The sequence below is a fragment of the Modestobacter sp. SSW1-42 genome (assembly GCF_046635825.1).
Taxonomy (GTDB): Bacteria; Actinomycetota; Actinomycetes; order Mycobacteriales; family Geodermatophilaceae; genus Modestobacter.
Window position 1 is genome coordinate 63,860 of record NZ_JBISCA010000002.1, and the last position, 15,347, is coordinate 79,206.

15 protein-coding genes are annotated in these 15,347 nt (G+C 76.6%); 7 read left to right on the top strand and 8 right to left on the bottom strand.

Going from position 1 to position 15,347, the window contains the following annotated elements; genetic code table 11:
* The first annotated feature begins 36 nt into the window (after positions 1–36).
* The 5 genes from ACGBYP_RS05615 to ACGBYP_RS05635 all read left to right on the top strand — a co-directional run bounded on the left by ACGBYP_RS05615 (position 37) and on the right by ACGBYP_RS05635 (position 4,585).
* A complete protein-coding gene (locus tag ACGBYP_RS05615) occupies positions 37–780 on the top strand; it encodes an energy-coupling factor ABC transporter permease (protein WP_411582292.1) in 744 nt (247 codons plus the stop codon).
* Positions 777–1,118, top strand: a complete 342-nt coding sequence (locus tag ACGBYP_RS05620) for a PDGLE domain-containing protein (RefSeq protein WP_411582293.1) — start codon at positions 777–779, stop codon at positions 1,116–1,118. The genes ACGBYP_RS05615 and ACGBYP_RS05620 overlap by 4 nt, the downstream gene beginning before the upstream one ends.
* A 43-nt stretch (positions 1,119–1,161) precedes the next feature.
* The gene (gene cbiQ, locus ACGBYP_RS05625; RefSeq protein WP_411582294.1) at positions 1,162–1,911 is read left to right on the top strand and encodes a cobalt ECF transporter T component CbiQ; all 750 of its coding nucleotides are present in this window, start codon (positions 1,162–1,164) and stop codon (positions 1,909–1,911) included.
* Positions 1,908–2,657: an energy-coupling factor ABC transporter ATP-binding protein gene (locus ACGBYP_RS05630; protein ID WP_411582295.1), complete on the top strand. Its 750-nt coding sequence runs from the start codon at positions 1,908–1,910 to the stop codon at positions 2,655–2,657. Before cbiQ ends, ACGBYP_RS05630 begins: the two co-directional genes overlap by 4 nt.
* A 107-nt stretch (positions 2,658–2,764) precedes the next feature.
* Positions 2,765–4,585 (top strand): SpoIIE family protein phosphatase, encoded by a 1,821-nt coding sequence (locus ACGBYP_RS05635; protein ID WP_411582296.1) that lies wholly within the window; start codon positions 2,765–2,767, stop codon positions 4,583–4,585.
* Here the strand turns inward: ACGBYP_RS05635 and ftsY are convergent.
* Entirely contained in the window at positions 4,582–5,784 is a 1,203-nt protein-coding gene (gene ftsY / locus ACGBYP_RS05640; RefSeq protein ID WP_411582297.1) for a signal recognition particle-docking protein FtsY, read from the bottom strand. The two genes, ACGBYP_RS05635 and ftsY, sit on opposite strands and share 4 nt — an antisense overlap.
* Before the next feature lie 39 nt (positions 5,785–5,823).
* Here ftsY and ACGBYP_RS05645 point away from each other — a divergent pair, with 39 nt between their 5' ends.
* Together ACGBYP_RS05645 and ACGBYP_RS05650 are read left to right on the top strand one after the other, a co-directional pair.
* Positions 5,824–7,479 (top strand): alkaline phosphatase D family protein, encoded by a 1,656-nt coding sequence (locus ACGBYP_RS05645; protein WP_411582298.1) that lies wholly within the window; start codon positions 5,824–5,826, stop codon positions 7,477–7,479.
* The gene (locus tag ACGBYP_RS05650; protein ID WP_411582299.1) at positions 7,476–8,228 is read left to right on the top strand and encodes an endonuclease/exonuclease/phosphatase family protein; all 753 of its coding nucleotides are present in this window, start codon (positions 7,476–7,478) and stop codon (positions 8,226–8,228) included. Before ACGBYP_RS05645 ends, ACGBYP_RS05650 begins: the two co-directional genes overlap by 4 nt.
* Positions 8,229–8,328: 100 nt before the next feature.
* On the opposite strand, the gene smc is transcribed toward ACGBYP_RS05650, so the two are convergent.
* The 7 genes from smc to ACGBYP_RS05685 all read right to left on the bottom strand — a co-directional run bounded on the left by smc (position 8,329) and on the right by ACGBYP_RS05685 (position 15,242).
* A complete protein-coding gene (gene smc, locus ACGBYP_RS05655; RefSeq protein WP_411582300.1) occupies positions 8,329–11,895 on the bottom strand; it encodes a chromosome segregation protein SMC in 3,567 nt (1,188 codons plus the stop codon).
* A gap of 104 nt (positions 11,896–11,999) precedes the next feature.
* Entirely contained in the window at positions 12,000–12,191 is a 192-nt protein-coding gene (locus tag ACGBYP_RS05660; RefSeq protein WP_411582301.1) for a hypothetical protein, read from the bottom strand.
* A gap of 151 nt (positions 12,192–12,342) precedes the next feature.
* On the bottom strand, positions 12,343–12,615 hold the full coding sequence (locus tag ACGBYP_RS05665; RefSeq protein ID WP_411582302.1) for an acylphosphatase: 273 nt from the start codon (positions 12,613–12,615) through the stop codon (positions 12,343–12,345).
* Complete coding sequence (gene mutM / locus ACGBYP_RS05670) at positions 12,612–13,490, bottom strand: bifunctional DNA-formamidopyrimidine glycosylase/DNA-(apurinic or apyrimidinic site) lyase (protein WP_411582303.1); 879 nt, start codon at positions 13,488–13,490, stop codon at positions 12,612–12,614. Before mutM ends, ACGBYP_RS05665 begins: the two co-directional genes overlap by 4 nt.
* A 3-nt stretch (positions 13,491–13,493) precedes the next feature.
* Entirely contained in the window at positions 13,494–14,228 is a 735-nt protein-coding gene (gene rnc / locus ACGBYP_RS05675; RefSeq protein ID WP_411582304.1) for a ribonuclease III, read from the bottom strand.
* A 122-nt stretch (positions 14,229–14,350) separates the two neighbouring features.
* Entirely contained in the window at positions 14,351–14,530 is a 180-nt protein-coding gene (rpmF, locus tag ACGBYP_RS05680; protein ID WP_163612155.1) for a 50S ribosomal protein L32, read from the bottom strand.
* A 1-nt stretch (position 14,531) separates the two neighbouring features.
* Positions 14,532–15,242 carry a YceD family protein gene (locus tag ACGBYP_RS05685; protein WP_411582305.1) on the bottom strand — a complete coding sequence of 237 codons (711 nt, stop codon included), beginning with the start codon at positions 15,240–15,242 and terminating at the stop codon, positions 14,532–14,534.
* Between the last annotated feature and the right edge of the window lie 105 nt (positions 15,243–15,347).

The window sequence follows — 15,347 nt, forward strand, 5'->3', positions numbered from 1 at the left end:
GGCAGCCTGCGTCCACCCCACGTCCGGAGGTCCCGCGTGCACGTCCCCGATGGCTACCTCGACGCCGCCACCACCGCCGGCACCGCGGCCGTCGCCGCCGCCGGCGTGGCCCTGGCGCTGCGCGGCGCCCGCCGCGAGCTCGACGAGCGCACCGCCCCGATGGCCGGCCTCACCGCCGCCTTCGTCTTCGCGGTCCAGATGATGAACTTCCCGGTCGCCTACGGCACCAGCGGCCACCTCATCGGCGGCGCGCTCACCGCCGTGCTGGTCGGCCCGTGGACGGCGGTGCTGTGCATGACCGTCGTCCTGATCGTGCAGGCACTGGTCTTCGCCGACGGCGGGCTGACCGCGGTGGGCACCAACGTCGGGCTGATGGGCCTGGTCGCCGTCGCCGTGGGCTACGGCGCCTTCCGCCTGCTGCGCGCGGTGCTGCCGGCCACCCGCACCGGGTTGCTCGCCTCTGCCGGCGTCGGCGCCTTCCTGTCGGTGCCCGCCGCCGCGCTGGTCTTCGTCGGCCTGTTCGCCCTCGGCGGCGTCGCCGACGTCTCCGTGACCTCGGTCGCCGCCGCGATGGGCGGGGTGCACCTGCTCATCGGGCTCGGCGAGGCGGCCATCAGCGTCGCCGTCCTCGGCGCGGTGCTCGCGGTGCGGCCGGACCTGGTCCGCGGCGCCCGGCACCTGCAGCAGGCCCGGGCCCTCGCTCCGCGGCCCGAGACCGCCGGTCGGCCGGCCGCGCCGAACACCGTCGCCCCCGTCACCACCCCGGTCGACGCGCGATGACCCGCACCCGCACGTTCGTGCTGATCGGCGTGGTCGTCGCCCTGCTGATCGCCGGGGTCGGCAGCTACTACGCCAGCTCCTCCCCCGACGGGCTCGAGGCGACCGCCGCCGAGCAGGGCTTCGGCGACACGGCGCGCGACAGCGCCGCCGCGGGGTCCCCGCTCGCCGACTACCAGGCCTCCGGCGTGGACGACGAGCGGCTCTCCGGCGGCCTGGCCGGGGTGACCGGCGTGCTGCTCGTGCTCGTGCTGGCCGGCGGCCTCACGCTCGTGCTGCGCCGCCGCTCGACCGAGCCGACGACCGCGCAGCCCACCGACGCGACCGCCGGGACGCACTGAGGTGGGCGCCGGGCACGGCCCGGGCGGCGGTGGCATCTCCGCGATGTACGTCCCCGGGCACAGCCCGGTGCACCGCCTGGAGCCGCACACCAAGCTCGTCGCCGTCCTGGCGTTCGCGCTCGTGGTGGTCCTCACCCCGGTGCACGCCGGCTGGGCACCGTGGGCCTACCTGGCCTTCCTGCTGCTGCTGTTCGGCGTCGCCGCGATCGCCGGCATCCGGCCGCGGCGCATCCTGGGCGGCCTGGTCGTCGAGGTGCCGTTCGTCTTCTTCGCCGCGCTGCTGCCGTTCGTCTCCCGCGGGCCCCGGGTCGAGGTCCTGGGCCTGTCGCTGTCGGAGAACGGGCTGGCCGCCGGCGGGAGCATCCTGGCCAAGGCCACCCTGTCGGTGCTCGCCGCGACCCTGCTGGCCGCCACCACCGACCCCCGCGCCCTGCTGCGCGGGCTGGACCGGCTGCGGCTGCCCTCGGTGCTGGTGCAGATCCTCACGTTCATGATCCGGTACGCCGACGTCGTCGGCGGCGAGCTGCGCCGGATGAAGGTGGCCCGGGAGTCCCGCGGCTTCCGAGCCCGCCGGGTGGGTGCGCTGAAGGTCCTCGGCCCGGCCGCCGGGTCGTTGTTCATCCGCTCCTACGAGCGCGGCGAGCGGGTGCACCTGGCGATGCTGTCCCGCGGCTACACCGGCCGGCTGCCCACCGGCCCGGTCGCGGTCGTCGGGGGACGGTCGTGGGCGGCGGCGCTCACCCTCCCCCTGGCCGCGGTCGCCGTCCTGGCGGCAGGTTCACTGCTGGGGTGAGCACTCCCCCGCCGTCCCTCCTGGTGGACGACCTGGCGTTCGCCTACCCCGACGGCCACCAGGCGCTGTTCGGCGTCGACCTGCGGCTGGAGCCCGGCGAGCGGGTGGCGCTGCTGGGCCCCAACGGCGCGGGCAAGACCACCCTGGTGATGCACCTCAACGGCATCCTGCGCGGCGGCCGCGGCCGGGTGGAGGTCGCCGGACTGCCGGTCGAGGAGCGGAACCTCCAGGAGGTCCGCCGCCGGGTCGGCATCGTGTTCCAGGACCCCGACGACCAGCTGTTCATGCCCACGGTCGGCGAGGACGTCGCCTTCGGCCCGCGCAACCTCGGCCTGCCCGAGCCCGAGGTGGCCCGCCGGGTCGCCGACGCGCTGGCCGCGGTCGACATGGCCGGCGCCACCGACCGGCCGCCGCACCACCTGTCCTTCGGCCAGCGACGCCGGGTCGCGGTGGCCACGGTGCTGTCGATGCAGCCCGAGGTGCTGGTGCTCGACGAGCCCAGCAGCAACCTCGACCCGGCCGGGCGCCGCGAGCTGGCCGAGGTGCTCGCGTCGCTGTCGGTGACGCTGCTGATGGTCACCCACGACCTGCCCTACGCGCTGCAGCTGTGCCCGCGCTCGGTGGTGCTCGACGCCGGGGTGGTGGTCGCCGACGGCTCGACCCGCGAGCTGCTGGCCGACCGCGAGCTGCTCGCCGCCCACCGGCTGGAGCTGCCGTTCGGGTTCGACCCCAGCGCCGTCGCCTGAACCGGGCGGGTGTCCGCGCCCACGTTGCGACCGGCCCGGCCCGCCGGGTACCACTGGACGGCGCCGAACGAGCGACGCGCAGCACGAGCAGGACGGCAGGCGACATCGTGGTCGAGGGACGACGTCCCGGGCAGGACCCGTCGGACGGCGGCGGCGCCGCCCTGCCCACACCGGACTGGGCCCGGGTCTTCGACGCGGCGCCGGCACCGTTCCTGCTGCTGACCCCCGACCTGGTCATCGTCTCGGCCAACCGGGCCCGGCTCGACGCGACCGCCACCACGCTCGACGGCACGGTCGGGCGGCACCTGTTCGACGTCTTCCCGCTCAACCCCGACGACCCGGAGGGCGACGGGATCGCCAACCTGGGCGCCTCCCTGGCGCAGGCCCGCGACAGCGGCCAGCCGGTCACCATGCCGATCCAGAAGTACGACATCCCGATGCCCGACGGGACCTACGAGGAACGGTTCTGGGCCCCGCGCAACGTGCCGATCACCGACGCCGACGGGCGCGTGGTCCTGCTGCTGCACCGCGCCGACGACGTCACCGGCTACATCCGGGACCGGGACGAGGCCCGGCGCGAGGCCGCCCGCGGGCAGGACCGGGTCGAGCAGGTCGAGTCCGACCTCTTCGACCGCACCCGGGAGCTCGAGCGCACCAACGCCGAGCTGCGGGCCAGCTGGGAACGGGAGCAGCGCACCGCCCGCGCCCTCGCCGGGCTCGCCGCCACCGTCTCCGCGCTGGCTGCGGCCGAGACCACCGAGCAGCTGCTGGAACTGCTCTTCACGCACGGCCGCTCCGCCCTGCGCACCGACGCCGCCGCCGTCGCCCTCCGCGTCCCCGCCGCGACCGACCTGCGGCTGACCGCCACGGACGGCGACGGGCTGCGCTCGACCGCGCTGCCCGGGGCCTCACCCCTGCCGATGGCCCGGGCCGCCGCGGGCGAGCGGGTGCTGGTCGAGGACGTCGCCGGCGCCGGACCGGACGACGCCGCGCTCGCCGACACGCTGGGCGTGCGGTCGTGGGCGGCGCTGCCGTTGCGCGCCGGCGGCCGGCTGCTGGGCTCGTGGACGGTCGGCTGGGCGGACCGGCGCCCCTTCGAGGACGACGACGTCCGGGTGCTGGAGGCCTACGCCGCCCAGTGCGCGCAGGCCGTCGACCGGGTCGCCCGGCTGGAGGACGAGCGCCGCCGGGCGCTGGCCACCCGCAGCCTGGCCGAGAGCCTGCAGCGCTCGCTGCTGACCGACCCGCCGCAGCCGGACCACCTGCGGATCGCCGTCCGCTACCGGCCCGCCGCGCAGGAGGCTCAGGTCGGCGGCGACTGGTACGACGCCTTCCTGTCCCCCGACGGCGCCACGACCCTGGTGATCGGCGACGTCACCGGGCACGACCGCACCGCCGCGGCCGCGATGGCGCAGCTGCGCAACGTGCTGCGCGGGATCTCCTCCGCCCTCGACGGCGGGCCGGCGCCGCTGCTCGGCGCGCTGGACCGGGCGCTGCCGGCCCTGCAGATCACCACCCTGGCCACCGCGGTGCTGGCCCGGGTCGAGCAGCCCACCGGCCTCCCGACCGGCGAGCGGGCGCTGCGCTGGTCCAACGCCGGGCACCCGCCGCCGCTGCTGCTGCGGTCCGGCGGGACGGCCGAGCTCCTCGAGCGCCCGCGGGACCTGCTGCTGGGCGTCGTCCCGGAGGCGCCGCGCACCGAGCACGCCGTCCCGCTGCGCCCGGGCGACACCGTCGTCCTCTACACCGACGGCCTGGTCGAGCGCCGGGACGCGACCCTCGACGACGGCCTGGACCGGCTGGTCACCGCCGGCGGTGCGCTCGCCGGGCGGCCGGTCGAGGAGCTGTGCGACGCGCTCCTCGACCGGATGGCGCCCGACCACGCCGACGACGTCGCCCTGATCGCGCTGCAGGTCCTGCCCGGCTAGACGTTCCCGACGAGGGCCTCGGCGAAGGCCTCGGGCTCGAACGGCGCGAGGTCGTCGGGGCCCTCGCCCAGGCCGACCAGCTTCACCGGGATGCCCAGCTCGCGCTGCACGGCCACGACGATGCCGCCCTTGGCGGTGCCGTCGAGCTTGGTGAGGACGACGCCGGTGACGGTGACGGCCTCGGTGAACACCCGGGCCTGCACCACGCCGTTCTGGCCGGTCGTGGCGTCGAGGACCAGCAGCACCTCGTCGACCGGGCTCTGCTTCTCCACCACCCGCTTGACCTTGCCCAGCTCGTCCATCAGCCCGGACTTGGTGTGCAGCCGGCCGGCGGTGTCGATCAGCACGGTGTCGACCTCGCCCTCCGCGCCGGTGCGCACCGCGTCGAAGGCCACCGACGCCGGGTCGCCGCCCTCGCGCCCGCGGACGGTGAGCACGCCGACCCGCTCGCCCCAGGTCTCCAGCTGGTCGGCGGCCGCGGCGCGGAAGGTGTCGGCGGCGCCCAGGACGACGCTCTTGCCGTCACCGACCAGCGAGCGGGCGATCTTGCCCACCGTCGTGGTCTTGCCCGCGCCGTTGACCCCGACGACCAGGACGACGGCGGGGCGGCCGTCGCGCCGGTCGGTGGCCAGCGACCGGTCCAGGTCCGGCCCGAGGACCGCGGTCAGCTCCCGGACAACGAGGTCGCGCAGCTGGGTGCCCGAGGCGGTGGCCAGCACGAGGGTCTGGGTGCGCAGCCGCTGCACGATCTGGGTGGTCGCGGCGAGGCCGACGTCGGCGGCCAGGAGGGTCTCCTCGACCTCCTCCCAGTCGTCCTCGGTGAGCTTCTCGCGGGACAGGACGGTCAGCAGGCCGCGGCCCAGCGAGGACTGCGACCGGGCCAGCCGGGAGCGCAGCCGCACCAGCCGGCCGGCCGAGGGCGGCGGGGTGTCGAAGACCAGGCCGGGCTCGGGCTGGGCCGGCGGCAGCTCGACCGGCGGGGCCGGCGCCTCGGCCAGGGCGGCCGGGTCGACCGCGGTGGCGCCGGACTGCGCGGCCGGGTCGGCGGTGGTCGCCGGCGGCCGGGGACGGGTGAGCGTGGTGCCCGCCGCCGCGTCGGTGTCGAGCCGGGTGGTGCGCCGGCCGCGGCCGACGAGCAGGCTCACCCCGAGGACGAGGGCGACGACGAGGATCGCGACGGCGATCAGCACGAACTCCATGTCCACAGTCTCCCAGGAGGATGGGGCAGGCTGTGCCCCATGCCCGAGACCGTCGGCACCCGCCCGCTCCTGCTGCTCGGGCCGCTGCTGCGCCACGTCGACCCCGTGTCGGCCACCCTGTGGGTCGAGACCGACCGCCCGTGCGAGGTCGAGGTCCTCGGCCGCCGCGCGCGCACCTTCCGCGTCAACGGACACCACTACGCCCTCGTGCTGGTCGAGGACCTCGAGCCCGGCAGCGTCACGCCCTACGAGGTGCACCTGGACGGCGAGCAGGTGTGGCCGCCGGCCGGGTCGGGCTTCCCGCCCAGCCGCATCCGCACCACCGGCGGGGAGGGTGCGTTCCGGCTGGCCTTCGGCTCCTGCCGCTACGCGACCCCCACGACCGTCGACGTCCGGGACGGCATCCCGCCGGACGCCCTCGACGGCTACGCCCGGCGGCTGGCCGAGATCCCCGAGGACCGGTGGCCCGACGCCCTCGTGCTGCTCGGCGACCAGGTCTACGCCGACGAGGTCACCCCGGCGACGCGGGAGTGGCTGGCCTCCCGCCGCGACCTGGACGCACCGCCGGGGGCGCAGGCCGCGGACTTCGAGGAGTACACCCGGCTGTACGCCGAGTCGTGGGGCGACCCGGAGGTGCGCTGGCTGCTGTCGACCGTCCCGTCCTCGATGGTCTTCGACGACCACGAGATGATCGACGACTGGAACACCTCGGCGGCCTGGCGCGCGGAGGTCACCGGCTCGGACTGGTGGCAGCGCCGCATCTCCGGCGGCCTGGTCAGCTACTGGGTCTACCAGCACCTGGGCAACCTCTCGCCCGACGAGCTGGCCGGCAACGCCACCTGGCAGGCGATCGTGGCCGCGCCCGACGAGGACGCCGGCCCGCTGCTCGACGCGATGGCCCGCACCGCCGACAGCGAGCCGCACACGGTCCGCTGGAGCTACGTGCGGCACTGGGGTCCGGCGCGGCTGATCATGGTCGACACCCGGGCGGGCCGGGTGCTCACCGAGGACGACCGCCGGATCCTCGACGACGAGGAGTTCGACTGGGTCGAGGCCGCCGTCGCCCGCTCGGTCGAGGACGGCGTCGAGCACGTGCTGCTCGGGACGTCGCTGCCGTGGCTGCTGCCGCACTCGGTGCACGACCTGGAGCGGTGGAACGAGACGCTGTCGGTGCGGCACCACGGCCGGCCGGTCGGGCGGCTGGCCGAGAAGCTGCGGCAGGCGGCGGACCTGGAGCACTGGGCGGCCTTCGGGCAGTCCTTCGAGCGCCTGGGCCGGCTGATGGTGTCCCTGGGCCGCGGCGAGTTCGGGCGTGCGCCGGCGACCGCGCTGGTGCTCTCCGGTGACGTCCACCACGCCTACGCCGCGGAGCTGGTCGACCCCGGCGGACTCGACACCCGGGTCCACCAGCTGACCGTCTCGCCGCTGCACAACGCCGCCCCGCACGCGATCGAGATCGGCTTCAAGGTCGGCTGGAGCCGCTGGGCACAGGCGCTCACCGGTGGGCTGCGCCGGCTGGCCCGGGTGGAGGGCAGCGAGCTGCGGTGGCGCAAGCAGGCCGGCCCGTTCTTCGGCAACGAGCTCGGCGAGCTGGTGCTGGACGGCCGGGACGCCCGGTTCCTGCTCTGGGCGACCAGCCGGGACGACGACGGGACGCCGCACTTCACGCAGGTGCTGGACACCCGGCTGTCGTGACGGGGGTCCGGCTGGTCACGTTCAACGTCCACCACGGGGTGGGCGTCGACGGCCGACACGACCTGGACCGGCTGACCCGGCTGCTGGCCGGCACCGACGCCGACCTGATCTGCCTGCAGGAGGTCGACCGGCACTTCGGCGCCCGGAGCCAGCACGCCGACCAGGCGCAGGAGCTGGCCCGGGCGCTGGACCGGGAGCTGACCTTCGCCGCCTCCCTCGACGAGCCGGCCGACGGCCCGGGACGCCGGCAGTACGGCAACGCGCTGCTGTCCCGGCTGCCGGTGCTCGACAGCCGGGTGCACCGGCTGCCCGGCTCCGGCGAGCCGCGGACCGCGCTGCGCACCCTGGTGCAGGTCGCCGGCGGGGCGCTGTCGGTCACGACGACCCACCTGGCCAACCGGTCCCGGGCCGACCGCGCCGCGCAGGCGGCCGTGCTCGCGGAGCTGGCCGGCGCCAGCGGCGTCGTCGTCGGTGACCTGAACGCCGACGCCGGTGCGCCGGAGCTGGCGGCGCTGCGCGCCCGGCTGACCGATGCCTGGACCGCCGCCGCCGACCGCGGCGACCAGTCCCGCCGGTTCTCGCTGCACCGGGGGCAGGGCTGCACGCACCCGGTGCGGCGGCCGCGGGTGCGCATCGACCAGGTCTGGGTGCCCCCGGGCGTCGCGGTGACCGCCGCCCGGGTGCTGGACGGGTCGGCGGTCTCCGACCACCACCCCCTGCAGGTCGACCTGTCGGTCACCCCCCGCTGACCCGCAGGGCCATCTCCGCGAACATGGCCCGTCTCCCCGGCCCCTCGTCGGGGCCCACGGCGCGCGGAGCGTGCCGGGGCAGGGCGAAGGGGACCTCCCGCTAGGCGGTCTCGAGCTCGCGGAGCCGCTGGCTGATCACGCCGGTGATGCCGTCGCCGCGCATGCTCACCCCGTACAGGGCGTCGGCGATCTCCATCGTCCGCTTCTGGTGGGTGATGACGATCAGCTGCGAGGTGTCCCGCAACTGCTCGACGAGGGTCAGCAGCCGGCCCAGGTTGACGTCGTCCAGCGCCGCCTCGACCTCGTCGAGGACGTAGAACGGCGAGGGCCGGGCCCGGAAGATCGCCACCAGCAGCGCGACCGCGGTCAGCGAGCGCTCGCCGCCGGACAGCAGCGACAGCCGCTTGACCTTCTTGCCCGGCGGCCGGGCCTCGATCTCCACGCCGGTGGTGAGCATGTCCGCGGGGTCGGTGAGGAAGATCCGCCCCTCCCCGCCGGGGAACAGCGTGGCGAAGACGGTCTCGAACTCGCGCTGGGTGTCGGCGAAGGCCTCGGCGAAGACCTCGTGGATGCGGGCGTCGACCTCGCGGACCACGGTCAGCAGGTCGCGGCGCGTGGTCCTGAGGTCCTCGAGCTGGGTGGCCAGGAAGGTGTGCCGCTCCTCCAGCGCCGCGAACTCCTCCAGCGCGAGCGGGTTGACCTTGCCCAGTGCGGCCAGGTCGCGCTCGGCGCGGGAGGCCCGCTGCTCCTGGGCGGCCCGGTCGTAGGGCACCGGCTGCGGCTCGGGCTCCCCCGCCGCCTCGGCCGCGGCCACCTGGACCTGGGTGGGCGGCACCGGCGCGGCGGGCCCGTACTCGGCGATCAGGGTGGCGAGGTCGACGCCGTACTCCTCGGCCGCGCGGGCCTCCAGCGCCTCGATGCGCAGCCGCTGCTCGGCGCGGGCGACCTCGTCGCGGTGCACCTCGTCGGTGAGCCGGTCGAGCTCGGCGGTGTGCTCGCGCACCCGGGCGCGTACGACCAGCAGCTCCGCCTCGCGGCCGGTGCGCGCCTCGGCCAGCGCGTCCCGCTCGGCGGCGGCCCGGGCCAGCGAGGTCCCGAGGTGGGTGAGCGCCTCTTCCGCGCCCGCGCGCACGGCCGCGGCGACGCGGGCACCGCGCTCGCGGGCGACCCGGGCCGCGGCGGCGCGCTCGCGGGCCGCGCGCTCCTGCCGGGCCTGACGGCGCAGCGACTCGGCGCGGCCGGACAGCGACCGGGCCCGCTCCTCGGCGGTGCGCACGGCCAGCCGGGCCTCGGTCTCGGCCTGCCGGGCGGCGGCTGCCTCGGCCCGCAGCCGGTCGCGGACCTCGGTCGAGGGCTCCTCGGCCACCGGCGCGGCCTCGGCGGCGGCCAGCCGGTCCTCCAGCTCGCCCAGCCCGGTGAGCGCCTGCTCGCGGGCCTGCTCGGCCCGCACCCGGGCGGCGTCGAGCCGTTCGGCCTCGGCGAGCGCGGAGCGGGCCGCGGCACCGAGCTCGGCCAGCTCCGCGGCGGCGGCGGACCGTGCCCGGTCGGAGGCCTGCCGTGCGGTCAGTGCGGCGTCGACGTCGGCGGAGCGGGCGCCGGCGGTCTCGCGCGCCGCGGCCAGCTCGTCGGCCAGCCGGGCCGCGGTGGCGGCGGCGCGCTCGAGCCCGGCCGCGGCCTCCTCGACCCGGGCCCGCACCTCCAGCCCGGAGGGGGCGTTGGCCTGCCCGCCCACCGACCAGTCGGCGCCCAGGAGGTCGCCGGCCCCGGTGACCGCCCGCACCCGCGGGTGGACACCGACCAGCGCGACGGCCGCGGGCAGGTCGGCGACGACGGCGACCCGCTCGAGCGCGCGGGCCAGCGCGGGCCCCAGCTCGGCCGGGGCGTCGACGAGGTCGAGCGCCCAGCGGGCGCCGTCGGGCAGCTCGGGCCAGCCGTCGCGGGACACCGGGGGCAGCCCACCGGTGACCAGCAGCCCGGCGCGGCCGCCCTCGGTCTCGGCCAGGTGGGTCAGCACCCCGGCGGCCTCGGCGACCCCGGAGACGACGACGGCGTCGGCGAGCCCGCCGAGGGCCGCGGCCAGCGCGACCTCGGCACCGGGGGCGACGGTGAGCCGGTCGGGCACCGGCCCGACCACGCCCGGCAGCCCGGCGGCCAGCACGGCCGCGGCGCCGTCGGCCGGGGCGAGCCCGAGCGCCAGGGCGTCCCGGCGGGCCTGCCAGCCGGCCCGGTCGCGCTCGGCGGCGCGCTCGGCGGCGATCAGCTCGGTGACCGCGGCCGCCGCGGCGGTGTGCGCGGCGCGGGCGGCGGTGTGCGCGGCGGCGAGGTCGGAGTCGCCGCCGGCGTCGGTGTCGAGCTGGTCGCGCCGGGCGGCGAGCCGCTCCTCGGCGGCCTGTGCGCGGTCGGCGGCCTCGGCGGCGGCGACGGCCAGCCGGTCGATCTCGGCGGCGCCGGCCGCGGCGCGGGACCGCCCGGCGGCCACCTGGCCGGACAGCCGGGCCAGCTGCTCGCGGCGGTCGGCCAGGGCCCGGGCGGCGGCGACCAGCGCCCGCTCGGCCTCGGTGAGCGCGGCCTCGACGTCGGTGCGGGCGGCGACCGCGGTGGCCAGCCGTTCGCGCTCGGCGGCCAGCGAGGCGGCCAGCTCCTGCTCGGTGGTCTCGATCCGGTCGGCCTCGGCGTCGAGCTGGTCGGGGTCGCGGCCGCCGGTGGCGGCCGGCGGCGCGGCGGCCAGGTGCCGGTGCCGCTCGGCGGCCAGCTGCCCGACCCCGCGGAACCGCTCGGCCAGCGTGGACAGCCGGTACCAGCTCTCCTGGGCCGTGGCGAGCACGGGGGCGTCGACGGCCAGCTGCCGCTCCAGCGCCGACTCGGAGCGGGCCGCCACCCCCAGGGCCGCCTCGACGGTGGCCCGGCGGGCGCGGGCGGCGGTCTCGTCGGCGATGTCGGCGTCCAGGGCGTCGCGCAGGCCGACCAGGTCGTCGGCCAGCAGCCGCAGCCGGGCGTCGCGCAGGTCCGCCTGCACACCGGCCGCGCGCCGGGCCACCTCGGCCTGCCGGCCCAGCGGCTTGAGCTGGCGGCGCAGCTCGGCGGTGAGGTCGGCGAGCCGGTCGAGGTTGGCCTGCATCGCGTCGAGCTTGCGGAGCGCCTTCTCCTTGCGCTTGCGGTGCTTGAGGACCCCGGCGGCCTCCTCGACGAAGGCGCGGCGGTCCTCGGGGCGGCCGGAGAGCACCGCGTCGAGCTGCCCCTGGCCGACGATGACGTGCATCTCCCGGCCGATGCCGGAGTCGCTGAGCAGCTCCTGGACGTCGAGCAGGCGCACCTTGTCGCCGTTGATCTCGTACTCGCTCTCGCCGGAGCGGTACATGCGGCGGGTGATCGACACCTCGGTGTAGTCGATCGGCAGGGCGCCGTCGGCGTTGTCGATCGTCAGCGTCACCTCGGCCCGGCCGAGCGCCTGGCGACCGGCGGTGCCGGCGAAGATGATGTCCTCCATCTTGCCGCCGCGCAGGCTCTTCGCGCCCTGCTCGCCGAGCACCCAGGCGATGGCGTCGACGACGTTGGACTTGCCCGAGCCGTTGGGCCCCACGACCGCGGTGATGCCCGGCTCCAGCCGCAGCGTCGTGGGCGACGCGAAGGACTTGAAGCCCTTGAGCGTCAGGCTGGACAGATGCACGCAGCGACCCTAGCCACACCCACCGACAGCAACCCGGCGGTACGGCCCCCTCGCAGGGCCCCGCCGCGAGCGGAGCGAGTGGTGAGGGGCGAGGGGGCCCTCGTTCAGGCGAGGACGGCGGAGGCCTGCTCGTCGGCCATGGTCAGCAGCTCGCGGGCGATCGCGTCGTCCCGCTCCTCGCGCAGGGTGGCCAACTGCGTCTCCAGACGGCGCACCTGGGCGCGCAGTGCTGCGATCTCCGCCGCCATCCGCTGCTCGTGCGGCGCGACGACGGAACCGAACAGGGCCTTGGCCATGACTGCGCGGCCTCTCACTGGTGGAGGTGGGTCCCGTCGCACCGCCGGACGGCGGTCTGCGCGGGAGCTGACGACCTCAGGGTGACACCGGTCCCCGCGCCGGTCAACGCCGCACGGGGCCGGCTGCCGTGTCGGGGGGATGTCGTCTTGGTCACCCGGTGGTGAACCCGGACTGTCCCCGCACCGGCTCCTCGGCGCTCTCCACGCCGGTCACCGAGCCGGGCGCGGACGGACCGGTGACCTGGGCCAGCACGGCCCGGACGTCGTCCTCCGCCCCCTCCAGGACCACCTCGACCCGGCCATCCGCGCGGTTGGTCGCGGAGCCGGCCAGTCCGCGCGCGGACGCGGCCTGCTGCACCGACCACCGGTACCCCACGCCCTGCACGTGCCCGGAGACCAGGGCGACGACCCGGACGGTGCTCACGGACGGCGGGCGCGCGGCCGGGGCTGGCAGTGCGGGCAGGAGTAGCTGGAACGGTTCATGAACGACTCACGGCGGATGGGGGTGCCGCAACGCGGGCACGGGCGGTCGAGCTGCCCGTACACGGCCAGGTGCCGGGAGAAGTAGCCGCTCTGGCCGTTGACGTCGACGTAGAGCGAGTCGAACGACGTCCCGCCCTGGGCCAGGCTCTCGCCGAGCACGTCGCGGATGCCCTCGAGGAGGTCGCTGACCTGCGTGCGGGTCAGCTTGTCGGTGGGGCGGGCGCCGTGCAGGCGGGCGCGCCACAGCGACTCGTCGGCGTAGATGTTGCCCACCCCGCCGATCAGCGTCTGGTCGAGCAGCGCGCGCTTGACCTCGGTGCGCCGGCGGCGCAGTGCCGCGCTGAACGCCTCGACGTCGAAGCCGGGGTCGAGCGGGTCGATGGCGATGTGCGCCAGCCGCGGCGGGACGTCGTCACCGCCCGGGGCGTCCTCGACGGCCAGACCGCCGAACGTGCGCTGGTCGACGAAGCGCAGCTCACGGCCGCCGTCGGTGAACCGGAACCGGGCCCGCAGGTGGACTTCGTCGGGCTCGTCGGGCTTCTCGACCAGCAGCTGCCCGCTCATGCCCAGGTGGGCGACGAGCGCGCGGGCCGACGGGGTGCCGTCGGCCTCGGCGAGCGGCAGCCACAGGTACTTGCCACGCCGGTGGGCGGCGGTGAACGTGCGGCCGGTCAGGGTGGTGACGAAGTGGTCGGCGCCCTCGAGGTGCCGGCGCACCGCACGCGGGTGCCGCACCTCGACCTCGGCGACGGTGCGGCCGGCGACCCAGCGCGCCAGCCCCCGCCGGACGACCTCGACCTCGGGCAGCTCGGGCACGGCTCAGCCCGCCGTCGGTCCGCCGTCGGCAGGCGCGACCGCGTCGGGCACGGCGGACAGGGCCCGCCAGGCGGCCTCGGCGGCCTCCTGCTCGGCGGCCTTCTTGGTGCGGCCGCGGCCGGAGCCACGGACCCGCCCGGCCAGCAGCACGTCGGCGGTGAACGTCTTGGCGTGGTCGGGGCCCTCGTCGGCGACGTCGTACACCGGGGCGCCGAGCCCGAGGGACGCCCCGAGCTCCTGCAGGCTGGTCTTCCAGTCCAGGCCGGCGCCGCGGGTGGCGGACTCGGCCAGCAGCGGGTCGAACAGCCGGTGGACGATCGCCGCGGCGGTGTCCAGGCCCTGGCCCAGGTGGATCGCGCCGAGCAGCGCCTCGAGGGCGTCGGCGAGGATCGAGTCCTTCTCCCGGCCGCCGGTGGCCTGCTCGCCGCGGCCGAGCAGCAGGTGCGGGCCGATGCCGCCCTCGCCGAGGGCGCGCGAGACGCGCGCCAGTGACGTCATGTTGACCACCGAGGCGCGCAGCTTCGCCAGCTGCCCCTCGGGCAGGTCGGGGTGGCTGCGGTACAGCTCGTCGGTGACGACGAGGCCCAGCACCGAGTCGCCGAGGAACTCCAGGCGCTCGTTGGTGGGCAGGCCGCCGTGCTCGTAGGCCCAGGACCGGTGGGTCAGGGCCAGCTGGAGCAGGTCGGCGGGGATCTCGACGCCCAGGGCGTCGGCGAGCCAGGCGGTGGCCCGACCCAAGTGCTCACCGTCCGCGGACGCGCGACCACCGGCGTGCCCGGACCGGGCGCCCCCGGGAGGGGCGCCCGGTGCCGGGGACGCCGGTGCGGTGGTCGACTGCGCCACGCTGGAGGTGCTCCGGATCAGACCGCGAGGACCTGACGACCGTCGTGCTGACCGCAGGTCGGGCAGGCGATGTGCGGCGGCTTCAGCTCACGGCAGGCCGGGTTGGGGCAGGGCGCGAGCGTGGGGGCCGTGGCCTTCCACTGCGACCGACGGGCCCGGGTGTTGGACCGGGACATCTTCCTCTTCGGAACGGCCACGTCAGTTCTCCTCTGGGTCGGTGCGGCTGGCCGACCCCGGCTGGGGTCGATCCGCGCTGTCGGTGGTGTCGGTGTCGGCGAGGCGAGCGGCGAGCCCGGCCCACCGGGGGTCGATGACCTCGTGCGAGTGGTCGGCCGGCAGGTCGTCCAGCCGCTCGCCGCAGTCGACGCACAGGCCGGCGCAGTCGGGCGTGCAGGTCGGCGACAGCGGCAGGGTCAGGACGACGGTGTCCCGGACCAGCGGGGCGAGGTCGAGGGACTCGCCGTCGATGCGGCGTACCTCGTCCTCCTCGCTGGTGGCCTCGGTGGTGCTCCCGGCGTAGGCGTAGAGCTCCTGGACGTCGAGGGTGAGCGTGTCCTCGAGCGGGTCCAGGCAGCGCGCGCACTGGCCGGTGACCGGGACGTCGACCTGGCCGGAGACCAGGACGCCCTCCATCACCGACTCCAGCCGCAGCCGCAGGTGGACCGGGGCGCCCTCGGGCACGCCGATCATCTCCACGCCCCAGCCGGCCATCGCCGGGAGGGTCTTGTCCCACTCGCGCATCGTGCCGGCGCGGCGGCCGAGTTCACGGAGGTCGACCTTCCAGGCCTTCTCCAGCGCCTTCTCGGCGGCGGTGCGGGGAGCCTGGTCGGTCGCGTCGACGGGGTCGCCAGCGGGGCGCCGGGCGTCGGAGGACGCGGCGCCGTGGGCGGGCGAGGGAGCAGCAGGCATGTCAGTACTCGTCGTCATCGTCGGTGGGTTCGCCGGCGCGGGGCACCGCGCACGGAGGGCGCGCGGCACGGCAGCAGCCGGACAGAGGAACAGACTACCCGACGC